Genomic DNA, 12,380 nt, shown 5'->3' on the forward strand with positions numbered 1-12,380 from the left:
TGACTGAAAAGTAATGAGTTTGTTAACACGCTTTCGGCAAGTCATTCGCGCACAGTGGACAAGTCTGGGGCAGGAAAGCCAAGACCCGGAAAAGTTGCTGACTGAGATGACCACGCAGATGGAGTTGGAATTAATTGAAATGCGACGTGCTTTAGCGGAGGCGATCGCGACCCATAAAAGCTCAGAGAGACAATTAGCAGCCCAACAGATAGCGGCTCAAAAATGGTATGAACGGGCTCAACTGGCGATCGATAAAGGCAATGAAAATTTAGCAAGAGAAGCCTTAGAACATCGTCAGGCCTATCAGCATCATATTCAGGTTTTGGAACAATCCTTGGCAGAACACCAACCCGTAATTCGACGATTGAAGGGCGATCTGCAAACCCTAGAACGTAAATATAGTGAAGTTAAGGCCAAAAAAAGTTTGTATCTGGCTCGCTTAAAATCGGCTGCTGCTGCCCAAAAGTTACAAGAAATGATGGGGGGTATGGATCATCTCAGTGCCAGTAGTCTCTTTGAACGTCTTGAGAACAAGGTTTTAGAATTAGAGGCTCAGTCCGCTCTTACCTCTTTCGTCAATGATCCCCTTGAACAAAAATTTGCTACCTTAGAAGACCAGAAAGGTATTGAGGCCACTCTCAATCAATTAAAAGCCCAACGTCGCTCTCTGCCCCCTTCCTAATTTTTGGCTATCTTCATGAAATCTTTGCCCCTACCAGCGATCGCTGATTTAAAAACAAACCAATTCTGGTTATTAGGATTGGCCGCTTGTTTAATCGGCATTCATTTCACCCTGACAGAACAGGCTAATTCCTCCGATTTTTTGGGATTGAGTATTCTGGTTTGGTTTGCGATCGGTTCTCTGATTAATCGTAAACGCCACACCCTTAAACTGAACAGTGACTTCCCTTCCACCTTATTGGGGGGACTCTTGATTGCAATTGTGCTATTAAGGAGTGCTAATGCCGTTGTTAATCCGGGTCTGACCCTCATTCCCCTTATTAGTGGTATGGGATTAGCTCTGCTGGCTTCTGGTTTTAAGGGTCTGGGTCAATATTGGCGAGAAATGATTATGTTGGGGCTACTAGCCATTCCGGCCGAATTGGGCATTGGTATTCTGAATATTGCCAATCCTTTAGCCCTTGTAATTACCAAATTGGTTGGTTTTAGTCTTTGGTATTTGGGCTTTCAAGTATCAACCCAAGGTAATCATCTCTATTTACCGACCGGTGGCATTATTATTAATGATGTCTGTGCGGGCGTTAATAATCTCACCTATCTTCTCAAAGTTTCTATCATTTTTTTACTATTATTTCCTGTCTCTGGTTGGAAAAAAAGACTTTCTGTTCCCCTCGTCGCTTTAGCCCTAGCATTTATCATGAATATTAGTCGTGTGGCGATTCTTGCTGTTCTTAGCCCCAGTGACCCGACTGCTTTTAACTATTGGCACGAAGGCGAAGGCTCCTTAACCTTTACCCTCATTATTGTTATTCTGTTTGGGACTTACTACTTGTTTCTGCTGCGCCGTGAAAAAACGTTATCATGACCCCACCCCCATCATCTAACCTTCCCCTCAATTCACCAGTTCCTCAACCCTATAATTGGCCTTTCTGGCGACGCGCAATCCTCATCGGCCTTTGTAGCGGTGCGCTGTTGACCTTTGTAAAAGTCCTCTTTTTTCCCCAGTCCTATCGTCTTCAACCCCTGAATTTTCCCGCCACTGTTCCCCTTCCTAATTGGCAACAAGCTCCAGCGATCACCCTTTCTAAACCCACCCAAGCAGAGGCAGATAAACTATTTAATTTCATCAATGGTCAAGCTTACCAGTATCGTCAAGGGCCAAAGACTCTAACCATCGAGATGCGTTACTTTGCACCAAGTGTCGGTGATGTTAAGGCACTGATTACCTACTATCGCAATGCCAATGTCCCCCCCCTAACCCTCAAGCAAATGCCTGGTATGGGCTATTATGCCTTACTGACAGATAAACAGCGATCGCACCTCACCGCTTGCCTCACCCCAAAAGGCGGTACTGTAGTAACAAGAGAACAATTTTTTCAAACTCGTTATACTAGCGATCTGCGTCCGAATCGTTTACTATCATGGATGGTTGGTCGTACTCCTTTGCTGGATAATCGTTGTCTTTGGATGGATCTATCTTTACCAGAAAACAACATTTCTGAACAAGGCAGTAATTATACTTTGCTCCAACAAGTTTGGCCCACTTGGAGCCAATGGTGGCAAACTTATTTTGAACAACATCTTCCCTAGCAGGATTTCCACAGCCAATAGGTGATAAAAATTCTTTAGGATCCCCTTTCCTGTAATCCTCTGAATAATTGACAATAACTTATGTTTCCTTTGGACAACGAAAATTTAAAAGCACAAATAGAAGACCTACAGGGACTCTCTTTTAGTTTCCGCCAAGCACTCAGTATTTTCCGTTGGTTAGGTTATGGCTTATTATTATTTACTCTCTTTGATTGGTTAGATGTCCTCACTCCCTTGAAATTCATGAATCCACTCTGGGAATTTCAAACCATTGGTGCTCTCGTGGAAAAAGTTGTTGTTCCCTTACTCGCCTTTGTTTTGGTTTTTAGTGGCGCAGAAGTCAATCGCCGCCGGTGGGAAGCTTCCCTTTTGAAATTCTTATCGTGGTTTACCCTGGTAATTGGCATTCTTTATCTGCTAATGGTTCCCCTAGGGCTACTTAACACGATTCGTATTAATGAAATTAACAGTTCTCAAGTCTTGAGCCAAGTTGATAAACAAGTTGCTCAGATTAAAGCAGTTCAAACTCAGTTGCAAACAGTCAATAATGAAGCGCAAATGCAGGAGCTATTACAAGCACTACAAAAAGGGGGATTAGCCATTACCCCCAAACCTGGAGAATCTGTTGAAACCATTAAAAAAGATCTCAGTAGTTTTATGACTGGGGCCAAAGAAAAAATGGAAAACCAAGCCAAGGAAGCACGTTCTAATCAACAATTTGCCCTATTTAAGAGTTCTATCAAATGGAATCTCGGAGCAGTGATTGCCGGAGTTTGGTTTATTGGTATTTGGCGACTAAGTGAATGGGCCAGATTCTGAAATCGCGACCCCATAGTAAAAGGTCCAGCTTTTAAAGATACTGCAAAAACAATAACATCTACTATAATGAGGGGTATTGTATTGGGAACGCCCAGTATTCTTATCTCAATACTCTGCATTTGTTCGCCTTTTCCTCCTAGTTTAACGTGAGGAGTTCTCTAAATGATCAATTTCAAAACAGTTTCTCTGGGACTGGTAGTCTCTGGTCTGGGCTTTCTTGCCCTGACTCCGGATGCACAAGCCTACAGTTTTGACTTCTTGGGTGCCAGTCCTAGTGGTGGTTCTATTGATTGGAAATTCGGCTTCAATTCGGAAGGATTTGACCAATCCCTCGGCAATGATAACAGAATTGTCTTTAGTGGTTTCAGTGGACTTAAATCAGCCGGTTTTGCTGCTGCCATGAGTTCATCTACCGGTGATACAATTGTCGTACCTAATACATTGGTGTTTCAAACGGTGGTAAATGTTGATCCCTCTATTGGAGAAGTTACCTATACCGCCCTCTCTAATGTGAATCAAATCAACGGTAACGTAAAGTATCAAACCTTTGTTGTCACTGCTGATGCTGTTCCTATCGGATTTGTCTCGGGAGATTATCAACTGCCCAATGGAAGTTCCTTGCTGCCTAATGGCCCCCAACCGAGTCCTGTTCCTGAACCCTTGACCATCCTCGGTTCTTTAGCGGCTTTGGGCTTTGGTGCCTTTGGCCAAAAGGAATATGCTAAAAAACAGTCTCAAAATAGTGATTCTGAATCTTACCTAAGATTTAGCTAGTTCGATGGGAAGCCCCACGCTCTACCGACAGGTGAGCGATGGGATGAAAGTCGAGTTAATCGAGTGGCTCAATGCCGCGAAGATTAACAAAAAGTGCTATTATTTGGACAAGGCAATAAAGAACCTGATTGCCATAAGGGTTGATTTCCTTCCCGTAAGATGTCTGATAAGCCTCTGATTGTTGGCACTTCTTCAATGAAGAAGATTCGATCAATAACAAGCGACTCCGTTGCATGGTTCAAATAGGATGAAAAAGAAATTTCAAAAAGTGGGGTTGGGCATCGTCTCACTATAAAACGCTCCAGTCCAGTTCCATCGTAGAACGACTTTCTGGTGGGAGAAGCCCACACTGTACCGCCTAAGCGGTTAGTGCTGGGAGTATGTCACGTAAAGGCCAACCTATGCAGGAACTATTACAAGCACTACAAAAAGGAGGATTAACCATTGCCCCCAAACCCGGAGAATCTGTTGAAACCATCAAAAAAAACCTCAGTAGTTTTATGACTGGGGCCAAAGAAAAAATAGAAAATCAAGCTAAGGAAGCGCGTTCTACTCAATAATTTGCTCTATTTAGGGCTTGCTGAATAAGTATAGAACCCTTGCCAGATGATGCTTTCAAGCATTTTAAAAACGATCAGGTGCAAAGTTATGGCCTTTAGAGACTCAAAGCCCATGCACGTCGTTGGAAAACTGGGGGTTGAAATTGGAAACAACTCTCTGAAGTCACCATTTTTCGCGTCCTGTGGCATCTAGGTTCGTTTTGTGGACTTTTTCAGCAGACCCTATTTAAGAGTTCTATCAAGTGGAATCTCGGCGCAGTGATTGCCGGAGTTTAGTTTATTGGTATTTGGCGATTAAGCGAATGGGCCAGATTCTGAAAGCGCGACTTCTAGCAACTTTTTTCTCAAAATAAACACTGACAATAAAAATATCATTCAGATAGGAGTAAATAAATGACAAGTAATACTCAATAAATTACTATTTGTACTTCTATCTATATCAAGTATTACAGTTAGTCGAAATCGTCAAAAGTCCTAGTAAACAAGCATTTGCTTTTCTCACTCGGCAATAGTTTAAATGGTCAAAATCCGTCATAAGACATAGTTGATAGAGAGTTTTAACGCTTAATAATCATGATAGACTGCCATAAGTGACAGGGAAAACGCACTAATCACTAAAAACTTTACTCCGCAAGGATTTTATATCTCTATCAAGGATTTTATATCCATATTTAGGTAAATTGAGAGTGAAACCCTTATGGAGTAAGTTGTTTAAAAAAAAGATACGTTCCCTCTAGCGTCAGTGATTACTTACCAGATACTTATGCATAGACTTAATGTCAACGTTCCCGAAAAAGAGATGGAAATACTTCGACAATACTGTGAACAGGAAGGGAGAACCCAATCTGATGTTCTCAGAGAATATATTCGCTCATTAAAACGAAAGTTGAACAAGCGCATCGAAAGTAGTCAATGAGCTATTGGCAGTTAACAGAAACTGAGAATGTCAACGCACAAACAAAGGCATAATTTCAGCCGCCGTGTACAATCCGTATAACCCCCGTTGATGTAAGCGTATCCCTGCTTTTAAATAACCGAAGGCAGGCCCGCAAACATTGGCCGCCATACTGGTTTCATCTCCTAAGGTGAAGGTGTGAGTTGAAATTTTGCCTTCAAAGGTGCGTCCTGTAATCTTGACATTGGTACTCAATGGTTTCTTCGGATTACGAGTGTCAACAACGCCCCCCACAGTGACCTGTTCGCGATCGCAAATGCCGGCTAGTTCCAGCATAATGTCATCAGCATGTTCCATATTTTCCAAGGCCAAAATACCGTTGGTTTGATCGAGTAGCATGGCAACTTCTTCATCGGTCATGGCTCTGGCCTTGTCCACATCATAGCCAGGCATATGAGCAATATCTTCTCGAATCGTGGCACGATAGGCTTCCCAGTTAGCAATACCGACCCCAAAGGTAATTTGAACGCGATGAACCTCGGCATAACTTTGGGCTGCTAAAGCCGCTGCTGCCGTTAAGAGTCCAGGAGTCGCTCCACATCCAGTCATATAGGTAATACCCGCAGTGGCCAACGAGTCTTTTAGCTCCAATAGCTGCTCTACGGCACTAGTGCGTTTCAGGGCATCAACTAATACGCCTTGCCAACCGGATTGGATAAAACGGCGAGCGACATCGGCCATAAAGGTATTCGGCAAGTTAGGTAAGGCGAGAAAATAGCCATCTACTTTTGCCTGGGACAATAATTCGTCAATACTGCGATCGCTCAAAACCCCAGAGGGATCTAAATAACCCAGAGAACCTTTTTCCTGATAAACGGCGATCGCGGACTGAAGTGGTAAACCTTGAGCTTGATAAGCGTAACCTTTATGATCGGCGGCAGCAACCCAACGCATTTCCTGTTTTGGAGCGAGCATCTGCGCGGCTGCTTGGCCTAAACCGCCAAAACCAAGGATCCCTATTCGTAAAATTTGAGGGTGTTCTTGTCTATTCATACAGTTTTTCCTTTGATCTAGATGATTTTCTAATTATCTGTTCAGCATTAGCACTTTGTCACGGTAATTGGAGCCAAAACGATGCTGATACATTTATGCAACAGAAAGCGGTATATTACCGCATTTTGCAACAATAGCATCACCCTCGTTGCTGAGAGTGAAGGTCGTACCCGACAAAGCCTTGAGCATAATACCCAAAGCACCATTCCAATCGCGTGGAATAACGTGGTCACAAACGGGACATCGAAAAACCTTAGAACCACCTAGTTTTGTGTGGATATGTCCGCATTTCGTACAAGTTTTGCTGGTAAATTCTTCTGTCACGTCAAACATCTGACAGCCACTTAACTCAGCTTTATTTTTAAGGACTTGTTTGAACCGATAATGCGCCCAGGTCAACATTTGTCGGGCAGTTTTACTTCTGATTTTTCGCTTGGAACGATTGGTCATTTCTGACGTTTCAAACTTTGGCAGCAAGATAGCTGGATATTTTTTTGTTAAGTAACTTGCTGTTTTTTTATGGCAGTCATCAATTAAATTACGGATTTTACCTCGTAACCGAGAGGCTGCCTTTCTCATTTTTTGTCGTTCTTTAGCAACTTTTGACAGGCTAATTCGACTCATTAGATCGTCAAGATATTTACATAGTCGGTTGATTCGCCCCATGTCTGATGAACCCACTTCCAAGAAGTTTTGTCCGTCAAATCCTGTTAGAAAAGTTCTTACTCCTGGGTCAAGAGCAATAATGCGATTTCCTTGTTGGGGTATCGGTTTTGCTTCTTCAAGGAACATACAGAACCAATCACCCGACTTGTCCTTGATTAGTTGAGTCGCATAAAGACTAACGTCAGGGATTACTTCTGAAGAAATAAAGCCAAGTCCTTTTGTTAACAAGGGATACCATGTTCCATGACTAAAGTTACAGTTGTTGAATTTAATTGTTTTTCTAGGAGCCTTACAACTTCTATACTTAGGGCTTGCTGAAAAAGTCAAAAAACGAAAGAAATGTGGGTTAGGGAAGTATGGACTGAAAAAGCATAGATAACTTATCCTTATGGAAACAAATCAAAATACAGATTTTGTTTAATCTATTGTTCCTTTCTGTCTAAAAAGGTCAACACAAATTACTCCTCACAAAAGAGAGGAAAATTAACACCATTTTTCACAAGAAAAACGACTCTACAACTTTTTACTTTTTGTCTTCTGAAGTAGAGTAGAAAGATTCATTACCAAAAAATTCATCGCAATTACCGTTTCCGAGGTCTCAGGTAGTTTGGCCATCACTCGACCAAGACTAAATTTCCTCTTTCCCTGTCCGAATTTACCCTCAATGGCATTACGCACTCTTTCATCTGAGCGTGCCTCTTTCTTTTTTTCTTTGCTCACCTCTTTCGGCGGTCTTCCCAATCGGGGACCACTCATTCTTATATCCCTTTCTTTACAATAAGCTCGATTCGCTTTTGTTCGATAGATTTTATCCACATGAACCGATTCCGGATAACATCCTGTTGGGTACATCCCGGATAAAGTAGTACATAGAATCTGGGGTAAAATGGAAAAAAACTGATGAGCGAAAAAAGTATGTTACCGATTCCCCCAGAAGAAAAAGCACTGTTAAAACAGCATCTCACCGAATCAGCCCGTATCTTGCGCAAATATACGGAACCAGAGAAACAGAAGGACTTTGGAAGCATCGAAGTAGAAGTCAGAACCCAGATGTTAGAAATTGTGGGGCCAACAATGGGGGAGTTTTTTTTTCAGAAGGGGGAAAAAAACGGTCTGGAAACAAGCGAAAAATCAAAACCCTAGTCGGAGAAGTGGAAATAAGCCAAAAACAAGCCAGAAAACTAAAGGTGTCGCCAAAAATCGTCTTAAGTCCAGGTTTAGAGAAATGCTGTCTAAGAGCCAGTGCGAAAACATCCTACCAACAAGCAGAAGAAGATATAGAGGAGTTGATGGGGATAAAAGTAGGACATAGCAGTTTACATCGCTTGGTAGAACGGACAGAACTGCCCTTAGCTCAAGCTCAGTCAGAGAGTGCGGGGGTCAGTATAGATGGGGGAAAGATTTGTCTGCGGGGCGAGGAGAAGGAAGGGGGACAGTGGCGAGATTATAAACTGGTGAGTCTTCATGGCAATGTCTGTGAAGCCTTTTTCCAAGACCCAGAGGGCTTAAAGAATTGGAGCAATGTTCAACCTTTGTCCCCAATAGTGACCTTTTTGGGAGATGGTCATCCCGGAATCTGGAATGCGGTAGAGAGTTTCGCCACTCAATCGTGGCTGATACGACGAGAGGTGTTGGATTGGTATCATCTCAAGGAGAATCTGTTCAAAGTGGGTGGCTCTCTCAAACGGCTAGAAGCAGTGGAGCATTTACTGTGGCGGGGTTTTGTGAACAAGGCAATAGATGCGTTTGATGGAGTCAAAAGCAAGAGGGCAAAGAATTTTCAAGCCTATTTGACGAAGCATTATCAGCGTATCCCTGATTACCAATACTATCAACAGCTTGGTATTGTGATTGGTTCTGGTGATGTGGAGTCTAAGATTAAACAGGTGGGAGCTAGGGTTAAATTGTCGGGAGCACGTTGGCATCTTCATAATGTTTCTCGTATTCTTCGGCTACGATGTGCTTATCTCAATCACTCTCCTCTTTTGAGTGTCAATGTATTATCTTAAGTGGGATGCACCCCATCCTGTTTCCCTTTTATATTCTTCTATTCGCGCTTGTAAATCTCCCGATTCGTTGTAATTATCCCAACTTAATTTGTCTAAGAAGACAAAGCCATTCACATTACTTGCCGATATTTTAGCTCCAAACTCTACTGCTTTTCCCGCTTTTCCACGCACTATTGGACGCACGTGAGGTTGGCTTACACTCACAATTCTGTTTTCTACTTTATTTGTCTTTTTTTCATACATTTCTAACTGTTGCTCATACACTTTTCCTATCGTTACAAGCTCTTCTTGCTCTTTTTTCGTTAGTTTTTCTAACTTTGCTCCCTCTTCTATCATTTTTTCTATATCAGACAAGTTTCTTTTTATATATCCTAGTTGTTTTTTTGTTCCTTTTCTTCTTTCTTTTTTTGACACACGACGTTTTTTTGCTATGGCTAAGTACTCTTTTCTTGCCACTTCCCTATAAGTCCTCGGCTTTTCTTTCCTTTTCTCTTTTATTTCTTCATACAGCTTATCTATTATTTTTTCTGTTTTTTCTCTGGCATCATTCAATATTCCTATATCCGTTGGATATTTTATATCTGCTGGTGTACAAGTCGCATCTAACAATAACTTTCCTTCATTTTCTTTTTTTTCTGACGCTACACCCGTCGCTTTTTTTTCTATTTCTTTATTAATTTTATTTATTAATTCCATTCCTATTTTTTTACGAAAATGAACCATCATTGACGCATTAAATGCTTCTTTGCTACTATAGCTTTCCATTCCTATAAAGTACTGTAAATAAGGGTTCTCTTTTATTTGTTCTACTGTTTCTCTGTCACTTTTTCCTGAAATTTCTTTGATAATTAATGCTCCTAATGCCATTCTAAATGATTTGGCTGGGGCTCCTTTTTTTTCTGTGAAGTTTTTTGCATATTCTTCCTCATATTCTTCCCAAAGAATCATTTTTGACATTTCTATCCAACGATTTTCTTCGTCTAACTGCCCGCCGAACAGATTTTTCAAGTTTTCTGGTGTTTCAATTGAGTACTGTTGCTTTCGGTACATCTGCTTTCTCTCTTCTTAATGCAATGGTTTTGAGGCATTCTACCCTATTTTCGTGCATTCTAGCGGTTCTTAATTCGCCTACTATTTTTCTCCGTAAAGGTTTCAGCTTTTTTCAGCAAGCCCTACTTACAATCCCGACTGGCAGTATAGGCTTGGTGAGCATCAAAAATGGCATTCTGCCTGATATGACAAGGGGTTTCTTTTACCCATTCAGGAAGGTTGGATTGCATGATGATATTCCTTAATTTTCCCTTGCTAATCCTGCCATTTTTCTTTTGGTAGTCAATAGCTTGATTAAAGCAATAACGACAAGCCGCCATCCATTTATTCCACTGTTTCTTCAACTCCAGACTGGGATAGATTTTTATACTTTCGGAGTCCGTATAATCGCCTTGAGAAACAAGGTCGAATGGCGAGGATGTCTTCAACCATCTCGGCTTCAGGAGAGAGATTTGTCTCATTGAGAACCACGATTGAGCATCCAAACTTTCGGCTGAACCAGTCAAGCCAATCAAATCCAAATCGGGCAAGCCTATCTTTGTTAGCGACCACAATTGCTGCGACATTTCCAGACATGACTCGTTCCAATAAGGCTGTAAGTTTTTGTCTTTTGAAGTTGAGTCCTCCCCTGATTTCGCTGACGACTTCCGCTTGCGGGTATTTTTCTTGGAGGACGGCGACTTGTCTTGAGAGGTCTTCGGATTGTCCCCTACTGCTGACACGAGCGTAAATAACGGTAGCTCTAGTTGGCTCAACCTATTTCCCTGTGTAGGATTCAGTGTCGTATCGCCTTTGTCCTGACGGGGTTTTAATTGCTTGGATTTTCCCTTCCTGCTCCCATTTAACCAGGGTTCGGACGTGGACTCCGAGCATTCCTGCTGCGGTTTTCCGAGCATTCCTGCTGCGGTTTTGGGTTTAACATATTTTGCGATAATAAATCCCTCAATTCGACGCTTCCATTCTAGCGCATTCTAGCGCATTCTGTCGGTATTCGTGGATTAAATCTTGCTCTCTTTCCCTATATACCAGGCTAAAAAACAAGCCACGGGTGCTTCGTTCCGCGACAGGACTAAGCTTGAGGGGATTTGAGAAACTGCCTAAATTCAAGAATAAGATCTTCAATTAGTACGTCTTATGGAAGAGGATTTTGTAGAAACTCAATAGCCTAAAATACTTGCCTAGCAAGAGATAGGGATAGTCTTGTCGCCTCTTCAGAGCTGTCGCTATTTCCAATTAAGTCTAATTGAGAATTTTAACTCGCGGCTGAATTCATAGTTGATAATTACTAAGTCTGGATGTGATATTCTCTAGATCTTATTTTTTTAGAGTATATTTTCTACGTTAGAGTAAAATTTGTAGTTGGCTCTCAAAAATATAGGATGACCCATCAGGGGTGCATTAGGACTCAGTGCAGTGGATTTAATTCAAACCTTTCAGACCCGCAACCCGATTATCGGAGTCGTTCATCTGTTGCCCTTACCCACCTCCGCCCGTTGGGGAGGGAATCTCAAAGCAGTGATCGAGCGAGCAGAACAGGAAGCAACTGCATTAGCAGCCGGAGGAGTCGATGGTATTATTGTCGAGAATTTTTTTGATGCTCCCTTTGCTAAGGATCAAGTCAATCCGGCGGTTGTCAGTGCCATGACCTTGATTGTGGATCGTCTGATGAATCTGGTTGTGGTTCCCGTGGGGCTGAATCTTTTAAGAAATGACGCAACCAGTGCAATGGCGATCGCCGCCTGTGTCAATGCCCACTTTATTCGGGTAAATGTACTAATTGGCATCATGGCAACCGATCAAGGACTGATTGAAGGAAATGCCCAGGAATTATTACGTTTTCGTCGAGAACTCGGATCAGATGTGGCAATTTTGGCCGATGTCTTAGTTAAACACGCCCGTCCCTTAGGAACCCCCAATTTAACCACCGCAGTCCAGGACACCATTGAACGAGGTTTAGCGGATGGGGTCATTCTTTCTGGTTGGGCAACGGGTAGTCCTCCTAGTCAAGAAGATTTGGAGTTAGCCAAAGCTGCCGCCAAGGATACACCCGTGTTTATTGGTAGTGGGGCTGATTGGGATAATGTGGGTCAATTAATGCAGGCTGCTGATGGAGTGATTGTGGCCAGTTCTCTAAAACGGAATGGCAAAATCAGTGAACCGATCGATCCCATTCGGGTTGCCCAATTTGTGGAAGCAGTGAGAGAAGTTACGGAAAAAAAGTCTGATCCAATACTAGCTTCCAATTCTCATCGCAGTCCGATAGAACATAGAGCTTCGTAGAAA

13 protein-coding genes and 3 pseudogenes are annotated in these 12,380 nt (G+C 42.3%); 10 read left to right on the top strand and 6 right to left on the bottom strand.

Annotation, left to right across the window (positions count from 1 at the left end; all coding sequences use genetic code 11):
- Positions 1–13 precede the first annotated feature (13 nt).
- From KA717_10230 to KA717_10260, 7 genes are all read left to right on the top strand, one after another.
- A complete protein-coding gene (locus tag KA717_10230) occupies positions 14–682 on the top strand; it encodes a PspA/IM30 family protein (protein UXE63012.1) in 669 nt (222 codons plus the stop codon).
- Positions 683–697: 15 nt separating this feature from the next.
- Positions 698–1,546 (top strand): cyanoexosortase A, encoded by an 849-nt coding sequence (gene crtA, locus KA717_10235; protein UXE63013.1) that lies wholly within the window; start codon positions 698–700, stop codon positions 1,544–1,546.
- Between the two features lie 107 nt (positions 1,547–1,653).
- Positions 1,654–2,271: a cyanoexosortase A system-associated protein gene (locus KA717_10240; protein ID UXE63014.1), complete on the top strand. Its 618-nt coding sequence runs from the start codon at positions 1,654–1,656 to the stop codon at positions 2,269–2,271.
- Positions 2,272–2,361: 90 nt separating this feature from the next.
- Complete coding sequence (locus KA717_10245; protein ID UXE63015.1) at positions 2,362–3,090, top strand: HpsJ family protein; 729 nt, start codon at positions 2,362–2,364, stop codon at positions 3,088–3,090.
- A 162-nt stretch (positions 3,091–3,252) separates the two neighbouring features.
- Positions 3,253–3,864, top strand: a complete 612-nt coding sequence (locus KA717_10250; protein UXE63016.1) for a PEP-CTERM sorting domain-containing protein — start codon at positions 3,253–3,255, stop codon at positions 3,862–3,864.
- A gap of 401 nt (positions 3,865–4,265) precedes the next feature.
- Entirely contained in the window at positions 4,266–4,424 is a 159-nt protein-coding gene (locus tag KA717_10255; protein ID UXE63017.1) for a hypothetical protein, read from the top strand.
- A gap of 799 nt (positions 4,425–5,223) precedes the next feature.
- On the top strand, positions 5,224–5,340 hold the full coding sequence (locus KA717_10260; GenBank protein ID UXE63018.1) for a CopG family transcriptional regulator: 117 nt from the start codon (positions 5,224–5,226) through the stop codon (positions 5,338–5,340).
- A gap of 30 nt (positions 5,341–5,370) precedes the next feature.
- Here the strand turns inward: KA717_10260 and KA717_10265 are convergent, their stop codons facing one another.
- The 3 genes and pseudogenes from KA717_10265 to KA717_10275 form a co-directional block, all read right to left on the bottom strand.
- Positions 5,371–6,294: a saccharopine dehydrogenase-like oxidoreductase gene (locus tag KA717_10265; protein UXE63019.1), complete on the bottom strand. Its 924-nt coding sequence runs from the start codon at positions 6,292–6,294 to the stop codon at positions 5,371–5,373.
- A 171-nt stretch (positions 6,295–6,465) separates the two neighbouring features.
- On the bottom strand, positions 6,466–7,266 hold the full coding sequence (locus KA717_10270) for a transposase (protein ID UXE63020.1): 801 nt from the start codon (positions 7,264–7,266) through the stop codon (positions 6,466–6,468).
- A gap of 285 nt (positions 7,267–7,551) precedes the next feature.
- Positions 7,552–7,878: pseudogene (locus KA717_10275) on the bottom strand (transposase).
- A 60-nt stretch (positions 7,879–7,938) separates the two neighbouring features.
- Here KA717_10275 and KA717_10280 point away from each other — a divergent pair.
- Both KA717_10280 and KA717_10285 read left to right on the top strand, forming a co-directional pair.
- Positions 7,939–8,181 carry a hypothetical protein gene (locus KA717_10280; GenBank protein UXE63021.1) on the top strand — a complete coding sequence of 81 codons (243 nt, stop codon included), beginning with the start codon at positions 7,939–7,941 and terminating at the stop codon, positions 8,179–8,181.
- Positions 8,169–9,047, top strand: coding sequence for an ISKra4 family transposase (locus KA717_10285; protein ID UXE64618.1), 879 nt, complete (start codon positions 8,169–8,171; stop codon positions 9,045–9,047). Before KA717_10280 ends, KA717_10285 begins: the two co-directional genes overlap by 13 nt.
- Positions 9,048–9,071: 24 nt before the next feature.
- On the opposite strand, the pseudogene KA717_10290 reads toward KA717_10285, so the two are convergent.
- From KA717_10290 to KA717_10300, 3 genes and pseudogenes are all read right to left on the bottom strand, one after another.
- Positions 9,072–10,097, bottom strand: a pseudogene (locus KA717_10290) (IS5 family transposase).
- Positions 10,098–10,219: 122 nt separating this feature from the next.
- On the bottom strand, positions 10,220–10,417 hold the full coding sequence (locus KA717_10295; protein UXE63022.1) for a hypothetical protein: 198 nt from the start codon (positions 10,415–10,417) through the stop codon (positions 10,220–10,222).
- Positions 10,418–10,421: 4 nt separating this feature from the next.
- Positions 10,422–10,970, bottom strand: a pseudogene (locus KA717_10300) (IS607 family transposase).
- Between the two features lie 540 nt (positions 10,971–11,510).
- On the opposite strand from KA717_10300, the gene KA717_10305 reads away from it, so the two are divergent.
- Positions 11,511–12,377 carry a BtpA/SgcQ family protein gene (locus tag KA717_10305; protein UXE63023.1) on the top strand — a complete coding sequence of 289 codons (867 nt, stop codon included), beginning with the start codon at positions 11,511–11,513 and terminating at the stop codon, positions 12,375–12,377.
- Positions 12,378–12,380: the final 3 nt, after the last annotated feature.

It is taken from the genome of Woronichinia naegeliana WA131 (assembly GCA_025370055.1).
Lineage (GTDB): Bacteria > Cyanobacteriota > Cyanobacteriia > Cyanobacteriales > Microcystaceae > Woronichinia > Woronichinia naegeliana.